The 26,412-nt window shown below is 38.0% G+C and carries 25 protein-coding genes; 12 read left to right on the top strand and 13 right to left on the bottom strand.

What is annotated here, in order from left to right:
* Positions 1–5: 5 nt before the first annotated feature.
* Positions 6–2,795, bottom strand: a complete 2,790-nt coding sequence (locus PL9214_RS25050; RefSeq protein WP_072721948.1) for a hybrid sensor histidine kinase/response regulator — start codon at positions 2,793–2,795, stop codon at positions 6–8.
* A gap of 388 nt (positions 2,796–3,183) precedes the next feature.
* Between PL9214_RS25050 and PL9214_RS25055 the strand changes: the two genes are divergently transcribed.
* Both PL9214_RS25055 and PL9214_RS25060 read left to right on the top strand, forming a co-directional pair.
* Positions 3,184–5,022 (top strand): aspartate kinase, encoded by a 1,839-nt coding sequence (locus PL9214_RS25055; RefSeq protein ID WP_072721949.1) that lies wholly within the window; start codon positions 3,184–3,186, stop codon positions 5,020–5,022.
* A gap of 150 nt (positions 5,023–5,172) precedes the next feature.
* Positions 5,173–5,631: a DUF29 domain-containing protein gene (locus PL9214_RS25060; protein ID WP_072721951.1), complete on the top strand. Its 459-nt coding sequence runs from the start codon at positions 5,173–5,175 to the stop codon at positions 5,629–5,631.
* A 166-nt stretch (positions 5,632–5,797) separates the two neighbouring features.
* Here the strand turns inward: PL9214_RS25060 and PL9214_RS25065 are convergent, their stop codons facing one another.
* Positions 5,798–6,226, bottom strand: a complete 429-nt coding sequence (locus PL9214_RS25065; RefSeq protein ID WP_072721953.1) for a pepsin/retropepsin-like aspartic protease family protein — start codon at positions 6,224–6,226, stop codon at positions 5,798–5,800.
* A 7-nt stretch (positions 6,227–6,233) separates the two neighbouring features.
* A complete protein-coding gene (locus tag PL9214_RS25070) occupies positions 6,234–6,434 on the bottom strand; it encodes a hypothetical protein (protein ID WP_072721955.1) in 201 nt (66 codons plus the stop codon).
* A 119-nt stretch (positions 6,435–6,553) separates the two neighbouring features.
* On the opposite strand from PL9214_RS25070, the gene PL9214_RS25075 reads away from it, so the two are divergent.
* Positions 6,554–7,009 (top strand): DUF29 domain-containing protein, encoded by a 456-nt coding sequence (locus PL9214_RS25075; protein ID WP_072721957.1) that lies wholly within the window; start codon positions 6,554–6,556, stop codon positions 7,007–7,009.
* A gap of 188 nt (positions 7,010–7,197) precedes the next feature.
* Here PL9214_RS25075 and PL9214_RS25080 read toward each other — a convergent pair whose 3' ends face one another.
* Positions 7,198–9,057 (bottom strand): pre-peptidase C-terminal domain-containing protein, encoded by a 1,860-nt coding sequence (locus PL9214_RS25080; protein ID WP_072721958.1) that lies wholly within the window; start codon positions 9,055–9,057, stop codon positions 7,198–7,200.
* Positions 9,058–9,260: 203 nt separating this feature from the next.
* Between PL9214_RS25080 and PL9214_RS25085 the strand changes: the two genes are divergently transcribed.
* Complete coding sequence (locus tag PL9214_RS25085) at positions 9,261–9,761, top strand: helix-turn-helix domain-containing protein (RefSeq protein ID WP_072722333.1); 501 nt, start codon at positions 9,261–9,263, stop codon at positions 9,759–9,761.
* Between the two features lie 152 nt (positions 9,762–9,913).
* Here PL9214_RS25085 and PL9214_RS25090 read toward each other — a convergent pair whose 3' ends face one another.
* On the bottom strand, positions 9,914–11,230 hold the full coding sequence (locus PL9214_RS25090) for a homoserine dehydrogenase (RefSeq protein WP_072721960.1): 1,317 nt from the start codon (positions 11,228–11,230) through the stop codon (positions 9,914–9,916).
* 67 nt (positions 11,231–11,297) lie between these two features.
* Entirely contained in the window at positions 11,298–11,429 is a 132-nt protein-coding gene (locus PL9214_RS33305; RefSeq protein ID WP_439331543.1) for an Hfq-related RNA-binding protein, read from the bottom strand.
* Between the two features lie 131 nt (positions 11,430–11,560).
* On the opposite strand from PL9214_RS33305, the gene dapF reads away from it, so the two are divergent.
* A complete protein-coding gene (dapF, locus tag PL9214_RS25095) occupies positions 11,561–12,406 on the top strand; it encodes a diaminopimelate epimerase (protein WP_072721961.1) in 846 nt (281 codons plus the stop codon).
* A gap of 43 nt (positions 12,407–12,449) precedes the next feature.
* Positions 12,450–13,592, top strand: coding sequence for a hypothetical protein (locus PL9214_RS25100; protein ID WP_072721963.1), 1,143 nt, complete (start codon positions 12,450–12,452; stop codon positions 13,590–13,592).
* On the opposite strand, the gene PL9214_RS32015 is transcribed toward PL9214_RS25100, so the two are convergent.
* Complete coding sequence (locus PL9214_RS32015) at positions 13,551–13,826, bottom strand: hypothetical protein (protein WP_072721964.1); 276 nt, start codon at positions 13,824–13,826, stop codon at positions 13,551–13,553. The genes PL9214_RS25100 and PL9214_RS32015 overlap by 42 nt on opposite strands.
* 46 nt (positions 13,827–13,872) lie before the next feature.
* Positions 13,873–14,055: an antitoxin family protein gene (locus PL9214_RS25110; RefSeq protein ID WP_072721966.1), complete on the bottom strand. Its 183-nt coding sequence runs from the start codon at positions 14,053–14,055 to the stop codon at positions 13,873–13,875.
* A 112-nt stretch (positions 14,056–14,167) separates the two neighbouring features.
* Here PL9214_RS25110 and PL9214_RS25115 point away from each other — a divergent pair, with 112 nt between their 5' ends.
* The gene (locus PL9214_RS25115; RefSeq protein ID WP_072721968.1) at positions 14,168–14,437 is read left to right on the top strand and encodes a hypothetical protein; all 270 of its coding nucleotides are present in this window, start codon (positions 14,168–14,170) and stop codon (positions 14,435–14,437) included.
* Between the two features lie 5 nt (positions 14,438–14,442).
* Positions 14,443–14,856: a type II toxin-antitoxin system VapC family toxin gene (locus PL9214_RS25120; protein ID WP_072721969.1), complete on the top strand. Its 414-nt coding sequence runs from the start codon at positions 14,443–14,445 to the stop codon at positions 14,854–14,856.
* A 246-nt stretch (positions 14,857–15,102) separates the two neighbouring features.
* Here PL9214_RS25120 and PL9214_RS25125 read toward each other — a convergent pair whose 3' ends face one another.
* A complete protein-coding gene (locus PL9214_RS25125) occupies positions 15,103–16,053 on the bottom strand; it encodes a DUF3825 domain-containing protein (RefSeq protein ID WP_072721971.1) in 951 nt (316 codons plus the stop codon).
* Positions 16,054–16,253: 200 nt separating this feature from the next.
* Here PL9214_RS25125 and PL9214_RS25130 point away from each other — a divergent pair, with 200 nt between their 5' ends.
* Positions 16,254–17,645: a helix-turn-helix domain-containing protein gene (locus PL9214_RS25130; RefSeq protein WP_072721972.1), complete on the top strand. Its 1,392-nt coding sequence runs from the start codon at positions 16,254–16,256 to the stop codon at positions 17,643–17,645.
* 120 nt (positions 17,646–17,765) lie between these two features.
* On the opposite strand, the gene PL9214_RS25135 is transcribed toward PL9214_RS25130, so the two are convergent.
* Both PL9214_RS25135 and PL9214_RS25140 read right to left on the bottom strand, forming a co-directional pair.
* Entirely contained in the window at positions 17,766–18,257 is a 492-nt protein-coding gene (locus tag PL9214_RS25135) for a YajQ family cyclic di-GMP-binding protein (protein ID WP_072722334.1), read from the bottom strand.
* Positions 18,258–18,519: 262 nt separating this feature from the next.
* A complete protein-coding gene (locus PL9214_RS25140) occupies positions 18,520–19,023 on the bottom strand; it encodes a DNA recombination-mediator protein A (RefSeq protein ID WP_072721975.1) in 504 nt (167 codons plus the stop codon).
* 107 nt (positions 19,024–19,130) lie between these two features.
* On the opposite strand from PL9214_RS25140, the gene PL9214_RS25145 reads away from it, so the two are divergent.
* Together PL9214_RS25145 and PL9214_RS25150 are read left to right on the top strand one after the other, a co-directional pair.
* Positions 19,131–20,564 (top strand): carotenoid oxygenase family protein, encoded by a 1,434-nt coding sequence (locus tag PL9214_RS25145; RefSeq protein WP_139295156.1) that lies wholly within the window; start codon positions 19,131–19,133, stop codon positions 20,562–20,564.
* 129 nt (positions 20,565–20,693) lie between these two features.
* Positions 20,694–21,173 carry an SH3 domain-containing protein gene (locus PL9214_RS25150; RefSeq protein ID WP_072721976.1) on the top strand — a complete coding sequence of 160 codons (480 nt, stop codon included), beginning with the start codon at positions 20,694–20,696 and terminating at the stop codon, positions 21,171–21,173.
* A gap of 129 nt (positions 21,174–21,302) precedes the next feature.
* Here the strand turns inward: PL9214_RS25150 and PL9214_RS25155 are convergent, their stop codons facing one another.
* On the bottom strand, positions 21,303–24,077 hold the full coding sequence (locus tag PL9214_RS25155; RefSeq protein WP_072721978.1) for a PAS domain-containing sensor histidine kinase: 2,775 nt from the start codon (positions 24,075–24,077) through the stop codon (positions 21,303–21,305).
* Positions 24,078–24,175: 98 nt separating this feature from the next.
* Positions 24,176–24,583, bottom strand: a complete 408-nt coding sequence (locus PL9214_RS25160) for a response regulator (protein WP_072721980.1) — start codon at positions 24,581–24,583, stop codon at positions 24,176–24,178.
* Between the two features lie 272 nt (positions 24,584–24,855).
* Here PL9214_RS25160 and PL9214_RS25165 point away from each other — a divergent pair, with 272 nt between their 5' ends.
* Positions 24,856–26,391 carry an efflux RND transporter periplasmic adaptor subunit gene (locus PL9214_RS25165; RefSeq protein ID WP_072721981.1) on the top strand — a complete coding sequence of 512 codons (1,536 nt, stop codon included), beginning with the start codon at positions 24,856–24,858 and terminating at the stop codon, positions 26,389–26,391.
* The last annotated feature ends 21 nt before the right edge of the window (positions 26,392–26,412 follow it).

The following is a 26,412-nucleotide window of genomic DNA, read 5'->3' on the forward strand; positions in this document are numbered from 1 at the left end:
AGAATTTAAGATTGGCTAAGGGTTTGACTCAACAACTCTCGCAGCTTTTTGAGTTGAAAATTTTCCGCAAGCTGGATCACTTGTTGAGTGAAAGCGAAATAAATCGGATCATGAGTTTGGATCAAATGGGCTTCTTCTAGTATACCATCTACGTCTCCTTCTTGAGCTAATTCGTACAAATTTGATAAGATTTCAGATGGGATTTTTTGAGTTTCTGGCTGAGAATGGGAAGGTAGATTCTGATCCAAAATTGGAGATTCAGAGGAAAGATAAATCCATTCTAACTTCAGGTGAACTTGTAATAATTCGAGTAATAGATCGGCAGAAACAGGCTTGGGTAAAAACGCATTAGCTCCCGCATCTAAACTGCGGTGTTGATCACTATCAAATACACTAGCTGAGGAAGCAATAATTACAATATCTTTGAGTTTAGGCAATTGACGTAACTGATCAATAAACGCAAACCCATCCAGAACAGGCATGATCAGATCAGTAATAATAAAATCGGGGGAAATAACTATTGCTTTTTCCAATCCTTCTTGACCATTATTCGCTTCTATGACTTCAAACCCAATCGGCTCTAATAAGTTTACAATTACCGAACGATTTGCCCAATTATCATCAACAATTAAAATCTTTTTGGGTTCTCCTTGATATCCAGTAACGATTCCTTTGCGAATATTACGAGAGGTATTTGCCCATTCTTTGGCTTCGGATATTTCCACATCAAACCAGAAAATACTGCCTGTTTCTAATTGACTTTGTACCTGAAGCTGACTTCCCATTAAGGCAACAATTTTTTGGCTAATTGCTAATCCCAAACCTGTGCCTTCTGTATTCTTTTTGGTTTCTCCCACTTGTTCAAAGGGAAGAAAAATTCGCTCTAATTGTTCTGATGTCATCCCCACTCCGGTATCTTTAATTTGAAAATGTAGGCGATACCTTGAATTTGTGGGAATAGGTGTGGCTTGAATTGAAAAGGTTACGCTTCCTTTGTCCGTAAATTTAATCGCATTTCCTAATAAATTAATTAACACTTGTCTCAGACGTTTCTCATCAGCGCAAATCCCAATGGGAAGATTTTCTTGGGGTCGATAATTAAATTGAATTCCTTTTTGTTGAGCTTTAATATTACAAATTTCAACAACCCCTTCTAAAAAAGCAGGAAAATGGAAATCAGTTGGGTAGAGTTCTAGTTTTCGAGCTTCAATTTTGGATAAATCTAAAACATCATTAATCAGGGTTAAAAGGTGATAACCACATTGCTGAATAATATCTACTCCTTTGCGTCCTTTTTCCGTCAGAGGTTCCAATTGTCCTAAAATTTGAGCATAGCCCAAAATTCCGTTTAATGGGGTGCGTAACTCATGGCTCATATTGGCTAGAAATTCACTTTTAGCTTGGTTAGCAGCATCCGCTTTTTCCTTTGCTATTGTGAGTTGGGCTGTTCGTTCTTCCACCCGTTTTTCTAATACTTTATTGGTCTGTTCTAAAGCACCAAAAGAATCCTGTAATTCTTGGCTCATTTGATTAAAGGAGCGAGCTAAAACCCCTAATTCTTTGATTTTGGGTTCTTCGACTCTGGTTTTAACTAACTCACCGCTAAACCCCTGTTGAGCCGATGTTGCAATCATTTTAGATGCAGAACTTAAGCGTAAAATTGGTTGGGTAATGTAATGGGTGGTATAAATTCCTGATATAATTGCTAAAATTAATGCCCCAAAACAAAGTAAAATTGTAGTTCGAGTATTCGCATCAATTTCTCCCATAAAATCGGACTCTGGGACAACAATAACGACTAGCCAATCTAATCCTAATTGATCTCGCCAAGGTGCAATTTGAACAAACTGTTTATCCCCTTGTAAAGAAAATTGGAGTTGTTGAATCGTTTGGATGGTTTTAAAATCTTTAAGCTTAGATTCTAAATAGTTTGCAGTTGCCTTAATTAACGGTTCTTGACTATCTGAAGCTTTTAATCGTTGCGGTTTTTGTCCGGGTTTGATGCGAAAGGGTTCTTCAGAACTCGAACTTGCAATTAACAATCCATTCCGTTCTATAATAAAAGTCTTACCGGAAGGGCTAATTTTCAGTTTTTGCAAAAAATCATTCACTTGCGATAATCGCATTTCTACCCCTAATACCCCCGTTAATTGTTGATTTTGATTGAATAAAGGATAACTGGCTGCAATACAAAGGGTATAGGGTGTAACTTCCCAATTATAAACTTTACTCCAGGTTGGTTTTCTCAAGGAATTTGCTGTAATATACCATCCTTCTTTTTGAAATAAATAGTCTTGATCACTTTTTAATACAAGTTGTGTGGGTTCTCCCTTACTATTCATTTCGTAAGTGTGCATCAAAGAACTTCCGTAAGCTTGAGAATCTACCGTATCAAAGGTAATTCTTTGATCTCCAAAATAATTGCCGACACTGGAAAACTTTCCCGTTGGCGTACCAAATAATACATAACCAATATTAAAGGTAACACGCTGTTGCCAAAAAAACTGCCCCATTTGCACTAGATTATTCGGGCTAATCGTTCCCATTTCAATCGCATGAGCATTCAGTTGATTCAGTTGCGGTGCAATCGAAAGATAACTGTTTAAATGTTGTTCAATCCGACTTCCGACTTCATGTTGTAACTGAAGGGCTAAATTATTGACTGCTTTTTGACCATTTCTTAAAGATAAATATCCCGTCAAACCAACCGCTATAAAAATTTGTAAAACAAAGGGAACAATTAGAATAACGCGAAGAGGAAGTTTCTGAAACATCGGGTCATTAATTTTGATCATATTTTCCCTCTGGTAACTGGGTAAGTGAACCTGCGTCATTCATCTTAAAATCCCAAATCGGCGTAGATTTCAGAAAGAACGCGGGCGACAGTAGCGAGATTCTGTAAAAAATTTAACATTTAACAATCTAGCTGATCAAGTCCTTCAGGTTCCTTCTCTCTCTGCTAGGCTATCACAACCGGGAACCTTAACTTTTATTCCATCAGTCCCAAATTCCTTAAACAATTTTCTTGAAACTTAAGGATAATTTTCTCGTCTTATCCTGTAAAATACAAAAGGCTGATTTATCCTGCTGTTCAATTAAGCGAATTCGCTTCAATTTCACAGGCTAAAACTTCTGATTTTTCAGTTTAATTCGACCTTTCCCATTGCTAACTCTGAAGTTAATATGCTGATTGTTCAAAAATACGGTGGTAGTTCTGTCGGTTCCGTTGAACGCATTCAATCCGTTGCTCAACGGGTATTAAAAACAGCCCAAGATCATCAAGTGGTTGTCGTTGTTTCTGCAATGGGAAAAACCACTGATCAATTAGTAAGTTTAGCTCAACAAATTTCTGCGACTCCTAACCGTCGAGAAATGGATATGTTACTCTCTACGGGAGAACAAGTCAGTATTGCTTTATTAAGTATGGCATTGCAGGAATTAGGACAACCTGCGATTTCTTTAACTGGTGCTCAAGTTGGAATTGTTACCGAAGCTGAACACACTCGCGCCCGAATTTTAAGTATTGAAACTCAACGCATGGAACGCCACTTAAATCAAGGACAAGTGGTGGTGGTCGCCGGATTTCAAGGGGTAAGTAGTCAAGATGATTTAGAAATTACAACATTAGGACGAGGGGGGTCTGATACCTCTGCGGTGGCGTTAGCAGCCGCTTTAAAAGCAGATGTATGTGAAATTTATACCGACGTTCCAGGGATTTTAACCACCGATCCTCGCTTAGTTCCCAATGCTCAATTAATGGCAGAAATTACCTGTGATGAGATGTTAGAACTCGCCAGTTTAGGGGCGAAAGTTTTACATCCTCGTGCAGTAGAAATTGCCCGTAATTATGGGGTTTCTTTAGTCGTGCGTTCTAGTTGGACAGATGATCCAGGAACGAAAGTCATCGCCCCCAAACCTCAACCCCGACCCTTAGAAGGATTAGAATTAGCCCGTCCGGTAGATGGTGTTGAATTTGATACGAATCAAGCCGCAGTTTCCTTATTAAGAATACCCGATCGTCCTGGAATTGCAGCAAAATTATTTGGAGGAATTGCGGTACAAAATTTAGATGTGGATTTAATTATTCAATCTATTCATGAAGGGAATAGTAATGATATTACCTTTACTGTAGAACGAGATTATTTTACTAAAGCGATCGCCGTTGCTGATGCTTTATTACCCGCTTTAGGAAAACCGAATCATTCTGATCTGGGTAATGCTGAAGTAACCGGAGATGACACCCCTATTGCTAAAGTCAGTATTGTCGGGGCGGGAATGATTGGACGGCCAAAAGTTGCCTCTCAAATGTTTAATACTTTAGCAGAAGCGGGTATTAATATTCAGATGATTTCGACTTCAGAAGTTAAAGTGAGTTGTGTCATTGCAGCCGAAGATTGTCAACAAGCGGTTACTGCCTTATGTCAATCTTTTGAAATTAGTTCTGATTGTAAAATTACTAGCAATTTTGAGCTAGAAAAACCGCCTGTTGATCCCAGTTTACCTCCTGTCCGAGGTGTAGCATTAGATATTAAACAAGCTCGTTTAGCCATTCGCCATATTCCAGATCGTCCAGGGATGGCAGCCAAAATATTCTCTATTTTAGCGGATCATAATATTAGTGTGGATATGATTATTCAATCCCAACGCTGTCATCAAATCAACGGAATTTTAGCACGGGATATTGCTTTTACGGTCGCCCAAGGGGATGCTGATGAAGCTGAAAAGATTTTAACACAAGCCTCATCTGAATTGGGTTATAGTGAAATTATTGTGAATAAATCTATTGCTAAAGTCAGTGTAGTGGGTTCAGGAATGATTCATCATCCAGGGGTTGCTGCTAAAATGTTTGAAGCCTTAGCAAACCGCAATATTAATATTTTAATGATTGCAACTTCTGAAATTAAAATTAGTTGTTTAGTGGATGAAGACCAAGGCGTAGAAGCGTTAAAAGCCGTTCATGAAATTTTTGAATTATCCGGTGATAAAACCTTTATTGTACCTGAACGTGCGCCTGTTGCTTAATAGAATTTAGCCTCAGTCAAACTAGAGTTATATAGAAACAGGGTTTTGTAGTAAAAATAGGATAGTTTTATTTCCTAGATAATAGCTATAAATCCTGTTTTTTATTAGATTCATCAATTTCTGAATAGTAGTAATATTAAGGAAATAACCATGCTGACTAAACAAGAATGGGACTGGTTAGCAACTGGATCTGAATATCAAATGGCTGTCATGATCCAGCAACTCTTACAGGAGAATCAAGTAATGGAAGCAAAAGAAGGCTTAGAATCTTTAATTGAAGCAATGGGAAGAAATGACAGACGCGCCTTAAAAAGTCAGTTAATTCGGTTAATGGTTCATGTGATAAAATGGAAATGTCAACCTCAAAAACGCAGTTCTAGTTGGGCAATTAGTATTCTTTCGTCACGTCGAGAAATCGAAGATATTCAAGAGGAAGTACCCAGCTTAAATCGAGATTTTATTGAATCAATTTGGGATAAATGTTTTCAAGCTGCTGTGAAAGAAGCAGAACTTGAAATGAGGAAAGTTAAATGTCATTTCACTTCCCTTACTTGGTCAGAAGTGTTTGAAGATGAATATATTTTATCGGATGATGAGCAAGAAGATTAGTAATCTCAAGAAACCGGGTTTCTAATTAAATTTAATTGTATCTTATCAAGATTTGTTAAGAAACCCGGTTTCTGGACTGCGATCGCAAACAATCAATAAACTGGATTTCTAATTGAGATTATCTGTAATATATAGCATTATATTTGTTATTTTGATTGCTTACAACTTAACCACTCTTTTCAGACTTGGGACAGACATCAAAGACTAATTGAGAACGATAAAAACACACATCAAATTCTAAAAAGAAGTTCATACGTCCTAGCAACAAAGGCACATCATCTGATAAGCACCACGCAAAGACTAAACGAACAGATGGAAATGATCCAATTTCCGCCGATAATATTAAACCTCTGGCTTCAACAGGCGCTAAATTACCCCCCAGCATCACAGACGTTGTTTGTTTCTCCCAAATTCCACCAAGCTGAATGCCAATATTGTACGGAAGAACATTGACACTTGCACCTGTATCTAATAAACCCGAAACTGTTACTGATGAATTATGATAGCTTAATGTTATTGGTAATTTAGGGAGAAAATCGGGGATACCAAAAATATCAGATTCTTCTACAAAAGGAAACCTTTGAGCATTACGCATTTTTTGTTCATTTGTCTTCTTCTAAAAGTTGAGCGAGTTGATGGGCAGCTTCATGAGAATTCAGGGGTGACCAAATCTCATAAGTTGCACCCTGTTCTAACGATAGGTTCTCTTCTTTTGCTAATTCTAAAACTAGAAACTGCATAACTTTTAATTTGTCGATACGGGGTAAGTTTCGCAAGGCGGGAAACAAATCTGTTACGTTCATTTTTAATGGATTGGAAACTTATACACTTCAAATATAACAGAAATTGCTCTCCCACAGCTATCACCTGTCAGCTTAGATATGATAAATTGATCAATATTAGTAATATCAAGGAAATAGTCATGCTGACTAAACAAGATTGGGACTGGTTAGCAGTGTGTTCTCATTATCAAACGGCTGTCAACGTCCATAAACTTCTCAAAGAAGGAAAATCTATGGAAGCAACGGAAGGTTTAGAATCTCTAATTGAAGCAATGGGAAGAACTGAAAAAAGAGCCGTAAAAAGTCAGTTAATTCGTTTAATGCTTCATGTTATTAAGTGGAAATGTCAACCGGAAAAACGGAGTGCTATTTGGACGATTAGTATTCGTTCAGCCCGTCGAGAAATTCAAGAAAGTCAAGAGGAAATGCCGAGTTTAAATCGTAATTTTTTTGAGTCTATCTGGGAAAAATGTTTTGAGAACGCGGTGAAGGATGCTGAGGATGAAATGGGAAAAAAATGTCGATTAACCTCATTGTCTTGGTCAGAGGTTTTTGAGGATGAATATATTTTATTGGATGATGAGCAAGAAGATTAGCACCAGCGATCGCAATCAAGTCAAGAAACCGGGTTTCTAATTCAGATTAGTTCTATCCTATCAAGATTTGTTCAGAAACCCGGTTTCTAACAGCACTCATGCTTTACCTTATGATTAAATTCCCCAAATGTACAGATGGACTCACCCAGATATTGAATACCCCTCAAAGATTTTCAACGACTAATAAATTAAACAAGTAAACTTTTAGACCTTGCAATTCCAAGAGTAATTAAAGGATTTTCTTTTGTCCCATTAGTTAGTCTGGATTCTACATGAGTATGACGACCATATGACTTACCAGTATTTCCTTCAATTCCTAGCCAATCACCTTGGGCAATATAAGAATTTACTTTTAAATTGGGATTAAATGAATCAAAATGAATGTAGCGGAATGTTCTTTGTAGAATAGGATTCCAAACATCCATATAGTTACCACCATACTGATCTTTACCAATAATTTTTATTTGACCACCCACTAAAGAATAAACTTTTAAATCTCCTTGTCCATCTGTAGAATCAATTGCTCCATGAGATAAATCATCCTCATAGAATCTGGATGCACTTGCTCCACCAAAACCACTGGATGAATTAAGATATAAACGGGTCAAATATTCTTCTCTTTTTAAAGGTTTAGAATCGGAGCGAATATCACCAATAAATGTTCCTTGAGTACCTATATAACCTATTTCAGTCCATTTTTCATTAGGTAAAAATTTTGTACCATTGGAACGTCTGATATATACTCCATCGTTATTAGAGCCAATAGCATCGGCTTTGCCATCACCTGTTACATCAGCAAAAAATGTACCGTAAGTACCTCGATAACCTATTTCAGTCCATTTTTCATTAGGTAAAAATTTTGTACCATCGGAACGTCTAATATATACTCCATCATTATTAGAGCCAATAGCATCGGCTTTGCCATCACCTGTTACATCAGCAAACCAAGTGCCATTTTGACCTATATAACCTATTTCAGTCCATTTTTCATTAGGTAAAAATTTTGTACTATCGGAACGTCTGATATACACTCCATTATCGTTAGAGCCAATAGCATCGGCTTTGCCATCACCTGTCACGTCAGTATTAGGATTCACAGGAACAGAAGTAATAGTTAACTTATAGTTACTACTCCCACTGTAAGCCTTAACATGAATATAGTAAGTGCCAGATGCTATCTGAGTCGCAATATTTTCATTAGAAGTACCAGCCTTATTGGAAGAATAAATTGTATTTCCATTATAATCTAACAGTTTTAAATCTACATCAGATTGTAGATTGACTAAATCTAGGTTCATCTTAGTAAGACGATTAATCTGAAAGCGATAATAATCATTGGGTACACTACCCCCTACCCAACCAGTTTGAGAAGAACTGGCATTGCCAAGTGTTCCCAAATTTGTAGCAGTTGCCAAAGTATCATTTTTTTCAACAAAAATTGTCTGTCCATCAATTACAATTGTTGCTGTATCATCTTCTTGACTTAACAAGGCAAAATCAGCACTATCTAAACCATGATATTGTACCAATCTTGAGAAAATATCCCCTTCATCACCCTCAGGGTCTATACTATTAATCTTATTATCAATAAAATGACCAATTTCTTCTAATAAAACCCCTGCTACTTCTTGGGTATTGTGATAACGAATAAATTCATCCGATAAGAAAATAGTATCAATTTCCGAAGCATAAGCACCATTAGCATTACCTAAAATATTTGAGGAGATAACTTGAACTTCAGGTAATAGACTTAAATTTCCTTGGGCTAAATCTTGTTTGAGAGAATTGGCTTTTTGTGGGTCATAATTTTCCCCAAACGCTAAACCTGTAATTTGATCATAGTCAGGACTTATGGCAAAATCCATTAATTGTTCCCTCACTAAATTACCTGCTTCTTGTACCAACGGAATTAGATTAGGATCTGTGGAGGTGCTAATAATGTCCCATTGAGGTACAGGATTGCTGAAAAGCTGATTATTGTGAGGAGGTGGCAGAAATGAGCCTAATCCAAAGAGGCTTTGCTGGCCCTCAAAACAATTATTTAGCATAAAAAACTCCCCCTGATCCATCAAAGTATAGGTTGTGAGTATTGGGACAAGAGCCTAAACCAATAGATTGATACTATGTTTAGAATTCTTAGGTCTGTCAAACTCTTCTATGACTGATAATAAATTAACTAATTTCTGATTGTCTACTGACTAACGTTAGAATTTATGTTAGAATTGTGTTAGCTGTTTTTTATACCCCAAATATGGCTCAAGTGGACAAAATATTTAGCCAAGCGGCCCAGGAGTGGGATTTAGAAAGTCTTTATGCTGACTTGGCTTCTGCGAAAGGAAAGCATCTCACTCCCATTGAAAAAGCTCACTTAAGGGGGTTATTGTCTGGCTGTAGTCCCTCGGAAATCGCTCAAAAATTAGATAAAATTCCCAGAGGTGTAGAATCAGATTTATGTGCAACGGTTTATAAATATGTGAAATATTTGTTAGATAAAACTGAAAAAGTAGAAAACTGGCGCAAGATTTATGAATGGCTTGATGAATCCGGTTATAAATCAAAGTTAGAGAAAGTTCCTGTTAAAAATTTATTACCTAAACAAAGCATTGTTAATATTACTAATTTTAATATTGAACAAGATCAAATCGTTTTTCAGTTTCATCTAACCATCCCCACATCAGAAATCGCTGAACTCTCGATACCTGATTGTCAGACAGATAAAAATAGTGATAATAATTATACCGATAATAATTAAATTCCTCAGCTAGTGAATCATTCTTTTCTTTTTCTGTTACTTTTTCAGCAAGCCCTATTTAATCCAAAAACCGGGTTTCTCAGCTTTTGTAAAGGCTGATATCAAGGTTTTTATTTCAGAAACCCGATTTCTGGAAATGAGCAATAAAACTGCTATAGCACCCGTAAAATACTCGGAATACTATCAATTGAATCTAGGCTTTTAATTTCATTTAATGCTTGATGGAAATTCCCCTCCAGAACATCATGAGTCACGACTACTATTTCCGCTAAGTTTTCCTGAAATCCCGTTTGAACAATCGACTCTAAACTAACATTATGCTGGCCGAAACAGGTTCCGATGTTTCCAATCACCCCCGGAGAATCTTTCGTGAGAAAACGAACATAAAACCGGGTAATTAAATCCTCCATCGGTGCAATTTTACAATAATGTTGATGGGTACAACTCATCAGTTCATGGGTAACAACAGGACTCACGATTTCTGCTTCTTGCATTTGCAGAACAGCGACAATATTTAACAAATCGGAAACGACAGCACTGGCCGTTGGCCCAGAACCAGCACCTCGTCCAAAAAACATCACCTGTCCAATGGGTTCACCTTCGACTAAAATCGCGTTGTAAACATCATTAATACTCGCTAACGGATGAACTTTAGGAACTAACGTGGGATGAACTCGAACAGATAATAAATCCTGTTCAGGAGTGGCGTGGGGATCTCGCGCGGCGATCGCGAGTAACTTAATCACAAATCCCAATTTTTCCGCATAGGTAATATCCGTCGCCGTAACTTTTCTAATGCCTTCACAGTACACTTGTTCTAATTTAATTCTGCCTCCAAAAGCTAAAGAAGCCAGAATTGCAATTTTATCCCCAGCATCCAACCCATCAATATCGGCGGTGGGATCAGCTTCTGCATAGCCTAAGCGTTGAGCATCCGCTAAAACATCAGCAAAATCTGCCCCTTCATTTTTCATCCGGGTCAAAATATAGTTAGTCGTCCCATTAATAATTCCCGTGACTTTATGAATTCGATTTGCGCCTAACGACTGTTTTAAAGGTTGAATCACCGGAATTCCCCCCCCAACAGCGGCTTCTAAAAGAACATAAACGCCTTTTTGATTCGCCGCATCAAAAATTTCACTACCATAGCGGGAAATCACGGCTTTATTAGCAGTAACAACGTGTTTGCCGTTTTCAATCGCTTGTAAAATTAGCGATCGCGCGGGTTCCAAACCGCCAATTAATTCCACAATAATATCAACCGCCGGATCAATGACAATTTCTTCTAAATCCGTTGTTAATAAATATTCGGGTATATTCACACTGCGGGGTTTAGACAGCGATCGCACGCCCACCCGATGCAAACTTAACTCCGATAACAACGGATGACGACCTTCTGGGTTCAACAAAATTTCAACGGTTCCCGTCCCAACGGTTCCCAGTCCTAATAAACCAATTTTAAAAACCACGATTCCAAATTGTCCCTAACGCAAGGCTACACTCCCCATTTTGACATTATCAGGGAGTTATCAGTTATCAGTTANCTTGCCAAAGAATGGTTCCTTCGAGAATATCATTGGTGAGGAGTTTGATTGCGACGGCGTTTTTATCCTTCGTATAGCTTTGAACTTTGCGAATGCTGGGTAAATCAGTATTGAATTCAGACATAAGGAGTTGTTTAAAAGTCAGCGTTACAAATCATAATAGGAAAGAGTGAGCCATCCCAGATTTCCAATCTGTTGCTCACCCGACTTCCAAGGTTAAAACGGATAATGTTAAGGATAGCAGTGGAGGCATCAATGACGATTCAATTTACGAAATATCACGGTTTAGGTAATGATTTTATCTTGATTGATAATCGTCATCAATCAGAACCCCTGATCACCCCAGAACAAGCCGTAGAACTGTGCGATCGCAATTTTGGCATTGGGGCCGATGGAGTTATCTTTGCCCTACCCAGAACCTCCACCACTGACTATACCATGCGAATTTTTAACTCTGATGGCTCAGAACCTCAGATGTGTGGCAATGGGATTCGCTGTTTGGCCAAATTTATTGCTGAATTAGAAAACCGCCAGCAGATCACCGACCCCGTGAGTTACAAAATCGATACCTTAGCGGGTGTGATTACCCCTCAGTTACAACTTGATGGTCAAGTTAAAGTGGATATGGGGCTACCCCGACTCTTGGCTCAAGAAATTCCCACCACCTTAGCCACTGCTGATGAAAAAGTCATTAATATTTCCTTAGAAGTGGCGGGACAGTCTTGGAATGTTACCTGTGTCAGTATGGGAAATCCCCACTGTATTACCTTTGTCGAGGATGTTTCGGCGATTAAACTTGGGGAAATCGGCCCTTTATTTGAACATCATTCTGTTTTTCCTGAACGGACAAATACTGAATTTATTCAAGTCGTGAACCGAAATTATATTAAAATGCGAGTCTGGGAACGCGGCGCGGGTGCAACTCTAGCCTGTGGAACTGGAGCTTGTGCATCTGTGGTGGCTGGAGTTTTAACCGGAAATTGCGATTTTGTTGTTACAGTGGAGTTACCCGGAGGTTGTCTTGACATTGAATGGTCAAATCACGATCAACATTTGTACATGACAGGGCCAGCACAACGGGTGTTTAGCGGGGAATATTAAGCCTTAGAAATAACCGAACCTAGAAATTAAAAAGGTAAATAATATGGGTGGAGGGATTTATCTCATTCAGGATGATGATCGGCTGGTGGAACTGATGGAACAGCCTTATGATTCTGAAGATCAAATACAAGAATTATTAGAAACCTATCCTAATCTTTTAGCTGGGGATGAAGTTGATCGGGTAACGTCTCGACGCTGGTTATTAATTGCACGAGATATTACCATTCCTGCTGAGGAAGATGATGGCAGTCGCTGGTCAGTTGATCACTTATTTTTGGATCAAGATTCTATCCCTACCATTGTTGTCGTTAAACGCAGTCGCAATGCGGAAGGGCGACAAAAAATGATCGGTCAAATGTTAGATTATGCGGCGAATTTAGCTTTATATTGGCCGATAGAATCTATTATTGCTCAATTTGAAGCCAACTGTCGAGAACAAGGTCGAGATCCCGAACAAGTTTTTGAAGAATTTCTCGGTTCTGATCTCAATGAAGATGGATTTTGGCAAAAAGTCAGAACGAATTTGCAAGCTGGAAAACTGCGTTTAGTGTTTGTAGCGGATGATATTGCTAATCCCTTAAGACGGGTTGTAGAATTTCTGAATAAACAAACAGATTTAGTGGAAGTTTTAGCGTTAGAAATCAAACAATATGTCAGTCAAGAGGGCTTAAAAACCTTAGTTCCTCGGTTAATTGGTCAAACAGCAGAAGCTCAACAAAAAAAATTGAGTGCGATGGGAGAACGCCGTCGTTGGGATGAAGTTTCCTTTTTTGAAGAATTCCAAGTACGTCGGGGTGGCGATGAAGCAGAAATGGCTGAAGAAATTCACAACTGGGCCAAACGTCAAGAACCTGAAGTTATCATTCAGTGGGGAACAGGAGATCTCTATGGAGGGTTTACCGCTTTATTACAATCTAAAGGTCGAAAACCTTTAAAATTATTTACCGTTGATATTTCAGGACGTTTGGAAATTTCGTCTAATAAATACGGTTCTCAACCTCCTTTTGATCAACAGGAAAAATGGTTGGAACTCAGAAATAAATTGAGTGCTATTGGTTTATCTCTTCCCCTAGAACCTACAGAATATCGAGAACCAACCCTACAGTTATCTAGCCTCCAAGATCAATCGGTATTACAAGAAGTTCTAAAAACGTTTGATTGGGTTATTTCGATAATTAAAGCCTGAAGGATTAAAAAGTGCGATCGCTTTTTCTATGATTCGGGTTGACAAAAGCGACCTGTAACTCGCTTGTTCTTTAATTAACATTAAAATATAAGGGGGAGAAAGCCAAGGATCAACCCAGATTTCCGCAAACTCCCATTCTAGCTCTAAATTCATACAAGAAACCGCAATTGCCTGTTTATCAGGATCGCGGGGATCATTGACATAAATTAAAATATTTGTGTCAACAGCGTTCATGCAAAATATCCCGTGTAAACTGAGGGGAATTAGAAGGAATAGGGTTTTATTGCATTCTCTCTACAAGTTGCTTTAGAAAATGCTGTCTAGCGTCAATGTCAGTGATCTGGGGTGAAATGACTTGGGGTGACTGCACAAAAAGCTCAACTTCAACCCCTTCAGGCAAGTTACAGGGGTTTTTCAGAATAAATGTGCCATTCTGATAAATTGCTTTCAAGGCTTTAGGCATAATCAAACTAAACTGAATCTAGGGTCATAGCATTTCAGGGCCACTAGATTCTCATTATAGTTTAGATTTTATTAGGTTATTATACTAGATATTTAATGGGTTAACAGTTAACATGGTTTCCAATCAATTACTAGAACTCGAAAACTTTATCCATCAATTACCTGTAGAAGATAAGCTATGGTTATTAGGACAAATTATGGTACAACTCCGACAAGGTGCTGAAACCATTAATGGTAGAGACAAAGCAGCAGATATTCAGTATGATGCCACTGCTAAACCCATCTGGGAAATTGCTGTTGAAATCGGAGCCAATATTCCTGAATCTGAATGGGAAAAAGTGCCGAGTGATTTGTCAAAAAACTTTGATCTTTATCAAAATTAGGAAGAATGAGACGAGTTTTTGCAGATACGGGTTATTGGGTAGCTTTGCTAAACCCTAAAGACGAATTACATCAGAAAGCGCGAGATCTATCTAAGCAAATGGATTTGCTTTATATTTTGACCAGTGAAATGGTTTTAGCAGAAGTTTTGAATGATTTTTCTAAAAGGGGCGCGTTTTTTCGTCAGGCTGCGATTGAGTTAATTGAAAGTCTCTATAACCATCCTAATGTGACAGTAATTCAGCAAAGTAGTAGTCAGTTTCAGGAGGGGTTATTGTTGTACAAAAAAAGGCTAGATAAAGAATGGAGTATAACTGATTGCGTTTCTTTTAAAATAATGGAAGAATATGGCATTACAGAAGCTCTGGCTTATGATAAGCATTTTGAGCAGGTCGGTTTTATTGCTTTATTGCGAGATTGATTATTAGGTTTTGCGATCAACTGGGTTGCTCAATTAAAAAGTGCGATCGCTTTCCCATCTCGGAGGGAATCGTTGAGTTTTTGGATTGGCAAATCTTTCTGGAGGTTGGGTTTTGTTGCCTCAACCCAACCTAATATATAGTGCTATCCTGGGAACGAGGAATTCGCACAATCCAGATTTGAGCATCAGGGTAAGTAATTTCAACCCAAACTTTACCAATATTTGCAATTATTTATTTTTTTAACTCTATTCATCATAATCGTCCCCATAATTCGTATTGTCGAAAATGGTAGGTTGTAACCAATTATTTGTGAATTTTGATAGGAGTCTTGCATTACTGTAAGCCTTGTGTATTGGTAAAACAGTTTTTACTACATATAAGTTTCCTTGAGTTTGAATGGGAATAGCGACACTAGCTTTACTGAGTTCCTGAGAAGATTCAAGATTAAGTGGTAAAAGAATCTGTAGTTGTCTTTGTTTAGGCCGCCATTGAGGTAATGCTATTCTATTACTTTTTCCGGCCAATTCTCTTAACTCTTTAATAGCATCTCTAAATACGGCAATCATATACCTTTCTCCTATGTTTTGAAAGTCTTTAGGAAATCTACTTAGGTTCTCTGCTAAAATATGCTTTTCATAGTATTCGTCTCCTGGCATTTCAATTTCAAAATCTGGATTATAAACATAATTGGCAAAATCATTCACATCTTCAAAGTTAACATATCTTGCTACTTTAGGAACTTCTCTAAAGATTTTAGTAAAGCTTATATGTGTTCGCTCAAAAAAACCAGATAAGTGCCATTTTTTAAATGACTGAGGATTTCTATCATAGTTTTCATTGACGTGAAATAATCCAATTAAAGGCTGTGCAGATGTTCGTGAAATTAAACCTGTGTTAAAGCAAGCATACTCGGCTTTATTTTCATCCCGTGTATCGTAAACTACTTTATTTTCCTCATCAAGTCGTTGAAATGTATATTGCAAGTAATTCTTTAATATGGGGAATTCTTTGTCTTGTTTGTCTTGGTTGTCTGAGGGTAAAGTTTCTATGTCACCATAACCAGTATCACTATATTGATAATCCCAATCTTCTGGTTCTGCTTTTTCAGCTAAAATCGATAGCTTCTGCTTAAACGATGAGTCAGTAAAAAAAGCAAATTCGTCGAGTTTTCTTCCTCTTGTGTTTCTGTTAACCATACAGATTTGTGCGCTACAACTTTCTTAGTATCGCTTTTTTTATTTTTTACATCAACCCCATAAAAGTGGGATTTAGGGGGGATTTATCAATGGATTAAAAGTAAAAAAATGGGAAAGTGTGAGATTTTGTGTTTAAAAAGGGGAAAATGTGGGATAATGTGAGCTAAGATTAGCCAGAATTACAACCCAATTTAACAGCTATGGAGATTCAAGAAGCCTTGAAGTGGACGGATGATCTGATTTTTGCCAAGACAGGAAAGCATCTGGACTCACTGCAACGGGCTATTTTGGAGGGTACATGGGAATTTCGAGGATACAAGGATATCGCTGATAACTATCACTGTAGTCCTGATCATGTTAGGAAAATGGCATCAGAATTATGGGAACTTCTCTCTGATCTGTTTGGAGAAGATGTAAAAAAAAAGAATGTTCGAGCTCTTGTGGAAAATAGAGTATTTTCTTATTTTAATAATGGGGTGCAAATTGGTAGTAACATAAATGTCTGTAGCGATTTATATAATAATCCCAAAACCACAAAAGAACGATCACACTCCTTTAACAAAGAATCTCAACCCCGCCACGACCTCAGCGAAGCCCCAGAATACGATAATCGCCTCTATAATCGCACCGACGAACTCACTACCCTCAAACAATGGATACTCACAGAAAATAGCCGTATCGTTACTATTACCGGATTATCGGGTATCGGTAAAACAACCCTAGCGAGACAACTGGTAGAACAAATCAGAGATAACTTTGATTGCATCCTGTGGCGAACTCATCGCAAATTTCCGACTCTCAACGCCCTCAAAACCAACCTCATCGAGTTTTTCTCCTCAACTCACAAGAGCGAAAATCCATCCATTCTCAACGATTTAGATTCTTGCTATTCCATCCTAGACGATTTGCGATCGCACCGTTGCTTAATCATTCTCGACGACTTTCAAGACACCTTAACTCCCCGTGAATTCGTGGGAAATTATCTCCCAGAATATCAAGACTATGGTAAACTGTTAACGGAAATTGGCAGATCTCCCCATAATAGTTGTCTCCTGCTCCTCAGTTGGGAACAACCCATTGAAATCGCTAACCTAGAAACCGAAAACCGCTATTGTAAAACCCTACAACTCCAAGGTTTAGGTCAAGCCGCAACACAACTTCTAGCGGATAGAAAACTCACAGATCAGCAGAAATGGCCAGAACTGATTCAACGTTATAGCGGCAACCCCTTCTGGTTAAATATTATTGCTTCTACGATCAAAGATTTATTTAATGACCGTGTTGAGCAATTTTTATCCTATAAAACTCTATTTTTAGGAGATATAGAACCTTTAATAAAACAACATTATCAACGGTTATCCGAATCTGAACAACTTCTGATGTTGTGGTTAGCAAACCAAGATAAAACAGTTAATATTTTGAGTCAACCCACAGAATTTTCATCGGATACCGATTTTTTAAGAGCGATACAATCTTTGAAAAAACGGGGTTTAATTCAACAAGTCAGGAATAATAAAGAATCTTATTGGAGTCTTGAACCTGCGATTAAAGAATATGTAAAAACCCAATCTTCAAGTCATAGTAAACGTTAAAGAGATTTACTTTTGGTGCGTGCGCTGCGATAGAACACCCTAGAACTTTTAGGTTTGAACAACATCAATCACTAATTCCTTGAGGCAGTGGAGTATCAATCAAAGAGAAGTTTGGGTACTTTATCGATAGTTAGTAAACTGTAAAGCAGCCGGATAATCTTCTTGTTTGAGGCGTTGAATCACCAATTGTAAATCATCTTTAGATTTAGCCGTTACTCGAACAGAATCCCCTTGAATCGAAGCTTGAATTTTCTTAAACTCATCTTTAATTAACTTCGTAATTTGTTTCGCGACCTCTGAAGTTAACCCTTTCCTAAGTTTAATTTCCTGTCTCACCCGATTCCCACTAGCGGATTCTACTTTGCCAAAATCAAAAATTTTTAAAGATAGATTCCGTTTGGCAGATTTTGTTTGTAAAATCGTATGAATAGCATCCAGGGTAAACTCACTATCAGTATTAATAACAATAGCAGTTTCCCCTAATTCTATAGTGGTTTTTGTATCTTTCAAATCATAACGGCTTTTAATTTCCCGTTCTGTTTGATCAACCGCATTGACTAATTCCTGACGATCAAAATCACTCACAACATCAAATGAATAAGTAGAAGCCATAATCAATTCAAGGATTAACAACAAAACTTGAGTTATTTTATCCCAGGAAAACCGGATTAACACTCAGTCAACTCACAATCGATAAAATTCCTGTATAGATATCGCGATCGCCGTTTTTTGGGTAAAATTTAATCAATTTCAAAGATTATAGGCCCTGAAAAATCAGCATTTTACCCCAGTTTAACAACGATCGCCCTATCGGTTTCAAAGGCATTTTGATGCGCCCAAGTTTCCCATTGAGCATCATTAATGGTTCCCCTTTTTAATCCAAATAGAACAGCGTCACAATTTTGCGCTGATTCTCAGCTTCTTCACAGGTGTTCAGGAGGGTAACACTTTCATGATAGGCAAAGCAAATTAACTGTTGACACCGCGAAATAATTTCTTGGTTACACAGTGCACTAGCTTCAGCTAAGGATAAATCATCCCCCTTGGGATTTTCCACAACATGGATGACCTGTTCTAGCTGTTTTCGAGATTCTCTCGGCTGACGTTTCATGCTTTGCGGCAAAATCACCGTTAACAAATTGGGGTCAGCCCGCATTGCTCCTTTTATGGCTGCCGAGTTCGTCCCCGTTGAACCGGATGTAATCAAATGATTGCCTTCTAAAACTAAGGCATAACTCATCATCTCGATTAGGTTCTGATGGGTTAGGGGAATATGACGGGAACCCAACAAAGCAATGCGCTTGGAGCCAGTTTGTTGAATGGCTGCCAATTCTTCTAAAAAGTCATCTACTTTCGGCAGATTGATAGCTTGGTTCAAGGATAATTACAAAACATAATCAGGACAATCCTGTAGATTTTAGCAAATTCAGCGACAATTATTCGGAGTGTAACTAAAGTTTTAACCGGATTCTGTCCGGTGTGATTATGATGATACAAACAACTCCTCAACCTACCTGGGGACAACAGTTTGCCACCCCTGCGGCTGAATTTCCCCCCACACCCTTACCCGTTTTGTGGGGAAAACTCCCCTCTGGTTTAAGGGGATCTCTCTATCGCAATGGCCCTGGACGGTTGGAACGGGGCGGACGGCAAGTGGGACATTGGTTTGATGGAGATGGGGCTATTTTAGCGGTTCATTTCACCGACGAAGGTGCAACGGGAGTTTATCGTTATGTCAAAACCGCAGGCTATCAAGAAGAAGAACAAGCAAATCGTTTAATGTATGGGGGCTATGGAATGACCCCTTGTGGGAACCTTTGGGAACGCTTCACCAAACCTTTAAAAAATGCGGCAAATACTTCGGTTTTAGCCTTACCCGATAAATTATTAGCCTTGTGGGAAGGAGGGCAACCCCATGGGTTAGATTTACAAACTTTAGAAACGTGGGGACTCGATAACCTCAGCGAGTTAACCGATAATATGCCCTATTCTGCCCATCCTAAAATTGATCCTAAAACGGGAGATATTTTTAATTTTGGGCAAGTTTTGGCGGGAACCCCTCAGTTAATGTTATATCGAAGCGATCGCACAGGAAAAATTAGACAACACAATAAAATTCCTTTAGATGGGATTTGTCTGATTCATGATTTTGTCCTGGCGGGTGAATATTTAATTTTTGTGATTCCGCCGTTGCGGTTACAGTTCTTACCTGTTTTACTTCAAATTAAACCTTTTAGTGAAGCGTTCATCTGGCAACCTCAAAAAACCCCTACCCAAATTTTAATCATTGATCGTCATACCCTAAAATTAGTGAATCGTATTGAAACAGAACCTTGGTTTCAGTGGCATTTTAGCAATGGTTATGTTGAAGCTGATGGGAACATTATTGTTGATTTTGTTCGTTATCAAGATTTCCAAACCAATCAATATTTAAAAGAAGTCGCTACCGGAAATACGCACACCCTATCGACATCAACTTTATGGCGGATGGTCTTGCAACCCCAAACGGGTAAACTTCTGCACTTAGAAGAGATCTTAGACCGCCATTGTGAATTTCCTACCGTTTCCCCGCAAGAGGTTGGCAAAAAAGCGCATTATACCTATTTATCAATTCACAAACCGGGGGTAAATCGTGCAGTTGAAATCTTTAATTCGATTGGACGATTTAATCATCAAACCCAAACCTTACAAGAAGCTAATTTAGGTAAAAATTGTTATCCGATGGAACCTCTTTTTGTTCAGGATAGGGATAATCCCCAACAAGGATGGGTGTTAACGGTTGTTTATGATGGTGATCAAAATTCTAGTGAAGTTTGGGTTTTTGATGCAGAACATTTAGATGCTGAACCCTTATGTCGGTTAGGATTACCCAGTATTGTTCCCAATGGATTTCATGGAACCTGGAAACCCCTAAGTTAAGTTTATATCTCTAGGCTATGGGGAACTGGAAAATCATAGTTCCATTCCTGTTCCCTCTGGAATGTTAAAATTCTCCTGAATTCCTGATATTGTTGGTGAAGTCACGATTATATTACACCGGAAACCAAAATGCGATTAATTATTACCCATACCACTTTATTAAAATTACGTCCTGTGGATTCTTCTACCTTAACAGAATCCCAAAAAATTAATTTCCCTTTGGGAAGTCGCTTAATCATCCAAAACTATGAAGATTATAATTCAGATCATTACAAGATTACATTAGCTGCTTCTTTAGGGAATGGAAAAGATAAAAGTATGGTTTGGTATGTGTATAAACCCCATGCTGCTGTAGTTTTCTCGGATAGAGAATTTGCAACGGTTAATCTATCAACGGATAGTAAATTGAATGTTCGTTCCTCGCCTTCTGTTGATTCTAATAATGTTATTTATCAAATTGCTAATCATGTTGATGTCGAATTAATTGAATGTACCTACAATCAAGAATTATGGTGGTTAGCGAAACCACTCAATGATGAGAAAAAAGCCTATGGTTGGATTTCGGGGAAATATTTAAAACTTTATACTCCAGAGGGATGTTCCGCTTGATAGAGTTAACGGTTGAAAAAAGTTAAGGGTGTTGGCAATTTGTTAAAAAATAATATTTCATCCTTTAATGTTTGCTACGCATCCGCATCCTGTAGAGACGCGCCATGGCGCGTCTCTACTTGTGACCTATTAGTGACCGATAGGTTGTTGTTTCGGAATCTCTATAATAATTTCTGTCCCTAGCCCAACTTCTGAAATACAAGATAAGTGACCTCCATGTTTTTCAACAATAATTTTATAACTGGTAGATAGCCCTAAACCTGTTCCTAACCCGACATCTTTAGTCGTAAAAAACGGATCAAAAATTTTAGCTAAAATATCGGTTGTCATCCCAATTCCGTTATCTGCAATCCGAATTTGGACTTGATGGGAATCGGTTAATAACGTTGTGATCCAAATGATGCCGGGATCAGCTATAATATCTTCAAATGAATGTTTTTTATTGCGTTGTTCAATCGCATCAATGGCATTCGTTAATAAATTCATCAAGACTTGATTGAGTTCTCCTGCATAACATTCAATCCGAGGTAAAATCCCATATTGTTTAATCACTTGAATGGCGGGACGATGGGGTTGTTCTTTTAAACGACTTTCTAATAACATTAAGGTACTATCTAAGGTTTCATGTAAATCAATATCTTTTAATTCGGCTTCATCTAAACGCGAAAAAATTCTCAAGGATTTAACAATATCTCGAATCCGTTCTGCACCCGTTTTCATGGAATTCAATAACCGAGGGAGATCTTCAGCAATAAAATCCAGTTCAACGTCCTCTAATTTTTCTTGGATTTCCGAGGGAGGATGGGGATAATAGTTTTGATAGAGTTCAATCACAGAAAATAAATCATCCAGATATTCTTGAGCATAAGTCAGATTTCCAAAAATAAAGCTAACTGGGTTATTAATTTCGTGGGCAATTCCCCCTACCATTTGCCCTAAGCTAGACATTTTTTCGGATTGAACTAATTGAATTTGAGCTTGTTGGAGTTGGGAAAGGGTTTGTTCTAATTCTTGGGTTTTGGCAGTAGCAATTTTGGCAGATTGTTGGGATTCTGTATAGAGTTTTGCTTGATTAATCGCAATCTCTAACTGATTAATTACAGACTGCAAAAGCTCCACTTCTTGAGGTTTCCAGGGGCGGGGTTCTTGACAATGGGCTAAGACTAATGCTCCCATATCACCGGATTGAATTTTAAGAGGGAAAATCAAAACGGATTCTAATTCTAAAACCATTAAAAAATTGCGAATTGCGGGAATATGATAGCTAATAACTTGATCGATTTGGATGATATTTCCTTGTAATACAATATCACTAATCGGGTGTAAAGCATTCCCTGGATAGAGTTCGGAAATACTAGCTAAATTGTCAGCTTTGGATTCTTTTAGAATTTCCCATTCGGGAGGATTTAATTCAGCACGATATCCGACAAAATAACAGCGATCAATTTTTAAAAGTTGCCGAATTTCTTGTACTGTTGTCTCTAAAATTTTATTCCAATCTAGGGAATTACGAATTAAATTGGCAATACAGTTTTGAATTTTTTCGCGTTCGGCTAATTCTCGCAGTTGCTTTTCGGAATTTTGCCATGCTTCTTCCGCTTGTTTGCGATCGCTAATATCTAATAGTAAACCATCCCAAACAATTGAGCCATCGGCTTGCTTCCCTAAACTTCCTCCGGCTTGAATCCATTTGAGTTTACCCGAAGGAGTAATTAAACGGTATTGATGTTGCCAAGGTTTTCCTGTATCTACGGCTTCAGCCATGGAATCCACAAAGCTATTAACATCATCAGGGTGAATTAATTTCCAGAGAAAATCAGCATTTTTTATAATGACTTCTGGCTGAATTTCAGTTAACTCTAAACATTTAGGGCTTAAATAGGTAAAATGGCCTTGTCCTTGATGATTATATTGATGATATTGATAGGTAACACCGGGTACATTTTCGGCTAATCGTTTAAACCGAATTTGTGACTCTTGTAATGCTAGTTCTGCTTTTTTGCGGGGGGTAATATCAACGGACGTGCCAATAATTCGATAGACTTTTCCTTGAGAATCTAAAATCGGATTAAGGGTGGTTAAAGAAAAGGTTTGCCTGCCCTGAAAATATATTTCTTCCTCATATTGAATTGAAGCTTTAGCTTGAACACAATCTTGATAATGGTTTAAGACTTTCTCTCCTTCCAGTAAACCTAAAATTTCACCAAAACTTTTTCCGTAAACCTCAGCAGATTTTATCCCGGTGATTTTTTCCGTTTTAGGATTCCAACCTAAACACCTAAATTCGGCTTCATTAATGACAGCTACAACAAAAATAACTTGTTCTACGCCATTATAAATATTCCATAAAAATTCTTCTGTTTCTTCTAAAACTGTTTCAGCTTTGTGATATTCTATTTTCTGATTTATCGGTTCAGGCTCGTTTAAAAATTGCCCAGTTGTGGATAATTGAAGTGGTTCAAGATCCTGGGTTTTAGGAAGAGAATGGCAACACTCTTGATGGGGTGGGGGCGGTATATTTTCTAAAATTAATCCATCCCAAATGATATCGCCATTGGGTTGAGGGCGAGGGTGGGCAATTGCCGATAAATATTTGGTTTTCCCGGATGGCGTTTGATATTGCCATTGTCGTTGCCAAGGCGTTAAATTCTGGGCGGAAGCCAAAAGAGATTGAATACAATCTTGTTGTTCGCGATCATCAATCCATCCCCACATTAAAGTAGAATTGCGCTGAATTTCATCGGGTTTTCGCTCATAAATTTGTTGGCAACTCGAACTAATGTATAAATACTCATGAGAACCATCAGGGCGTAGTAACAACTGATAAATGACTCCTGGTAAATGACTGGCGATCTGTTGCAGATTAGCTCGTTTCTTTTCGCCCTGCCGAATTATGCTTGTCATTGTTAAGGTGTGTCTGAAAACCTAAAGAAATTATATCGTTTCTGAAGGTGATCTGACTCTTCAATGTTATGTTTATTAATCGGACTTTTTTAAACCGATTACACGGTAGATTGTAAACTGAGCCTGCTATTCAAAAGCTGGTCAATTGTATCGATGAGTTTGTTTTTACAGAAGGGCTTGGTTAAATATTCCGTCGCTCCCGATAATTTTCCCTTAACTTGATCTTGAATCTCATCACGCGCTGTTAACATGATGATAGGTAAGTGATTAAAATTGGGTAATCCTCGTAAAATGCGACAGAGTTCTAAACCATCAATGCCGGGCATGGAAATATCTAAAAGCATTAAATCAATGGATTCTTGGTGAAGTACAGTTAGAGCTTCTATGGTATTGTTAGCCAGAATCAGATGATAGTGATTTTCCAAAATTTGTTTAATCAATTTTTGCATAGGAATACTATCATCAACAGCGAGAATTGTACTTTTAGGTTTTGTAGGTGTGTACATTTTGATTGCTCCCTTAGATTCTCTAATCGTTAGCACGAGAAAGTTTACAAAATAGATATTTCTGGTGAGATTTGATGATCCCCATATTTTAATTTTAGCTTACTGAAAACGCGCTCTCTACTGTGTTATAATCAATTTGTTAAAGAATATAAAACTTCATAATACAAAAAATAAATTAATCTGGGATTCATAATGGAGGAAGATCGAGCCAGAACCCTAAACTTGAGAGCTAACCCCTATGATTTTAAGTTCCAGGAGGATGTTGAAAACTTGTGTCAAGCCTAGATTATCAAGCAAAAGCAGCCTATCAACGGGGAATTAAATGGCTCATTGTTGCGACCCTGTTTACAGGAGCCAGTTTCGGAGCCGCTAGTTTGTATTATAAACTACAAAACCGTTCTGAAGAACCCATAACCGCAGGATTACAGAAAGTAGAATTAGGAACCGTTGATAATAAAATCAATGAAGGAGGAACGGTTGAATTAGGGGGACAACGCACGATTAAATCCCCCCAGGAAAGTGCCGTTGATCAGGTATTTGTGAAGGTGGGCGATCGCATTGTTTCTGGTCAACCTTTAATCCGTTTAAGATTTATAGAAGGAGAAACTGCATTAGCAAAAAAACAGTTAGAGATTCAAAAGCACGAACTCCTAATTGAGCGCGATCGCCAAAAAGTAGAAGAAGCAAAAACTAAATTAAAAATTGCTCAACTGGATTACAAAAATGATGTAGAACAACAGCAACAGGAAATTCAATCTAAAGAAATCACTCAAAAAATTAAAATTCAACAATCTCAAGCTGAGGTAGCTCGTCAAAAACAAAAAGTAACTGAAGCCCAGGAAGATTTGGCTGCTGCTGAGGCGGACTTAAATAAATCAAATATTCTGTTAGAACGGGGATTTATTGCTGAAAAAGAGGTCGATGCTCAAAAAGCGGATATTCGTGCTAAACAAGCTGCTTTAAGGGATGCTGAATTAAACTTAAAAAATTCTATTTCCAAATTAAATACTGAGCAAACGGAATTTATTCCTATTCAAAATACTATTAACAATAGGATATTAGATGCTAAAATTGAACTCCAACAATCTCAATCCGACTTACAACAAAGTTTGAGCCAACTGAATCTTTTAAAAGTTGAATATCAAGAACAAGCGTTAAAATTACAGAACAATATTGTCACGTCTCCCCTGGATGGAATGGTGCTAAATATTCAGGTGAAACCAGGAGATGGTGTCAACCTTAGAGATGATTTAATTACCTTGGGAGATCCCCGTCAAGAACTGGTTCAGCTTCAGTTATCAACTTTGAACGCCAGCCAAGTTAAACCCAATCAAATGGCACGAATTACGATTATTGGCCCTAATTCTAAACCCTTTCAAGGACGAGTTAAACAGGTGAATTTACAAGCTACAGCCCCAGAGAATAGTAATAATCAATCTAGCAGTTCATCGGGTCAAGCAACGGTTCCTGCAACCGTACAATTAGATCAACCCACCGGAGTTTTAATACCGGGAAGTCCTGTGAGTGTAGAAATTATTTTAGAGGAACGAAAAAACGTGATTGTTCTGAATACAGAACTGATTCAATCCCTAGACGATTCCCCCTTTGTTTGGAAATTAGACGCGAATAATCACGCTCAAAAACAACCCGTTACCTTGGGATTAAAAGGGTTAACTCAAGTAGAAATTAAATCCGGTTTAAAAGTGGGTGATACAGTTGTAATTCCGCCTCCTGATACCCCCATTGAACCAGGAACCCCAATTATTGAACAAACAGAAGAAAAGGAAAAGATGAATTCTAAGGAATAAATTGATCCCGAAACCTCAGCT

The sequence above is a fragment of the Planktothrix tepida PCC 9214 genome (genome assembly GCF_900009145.1).
In the GTDB taxonomy this organism is placed as follows: Bacteria; Cyanobacteriota; Cyanobacteriia; order Cyanobacteriales; family Microcoleaceae; genus Planktothrix; species Planktothrix tepida.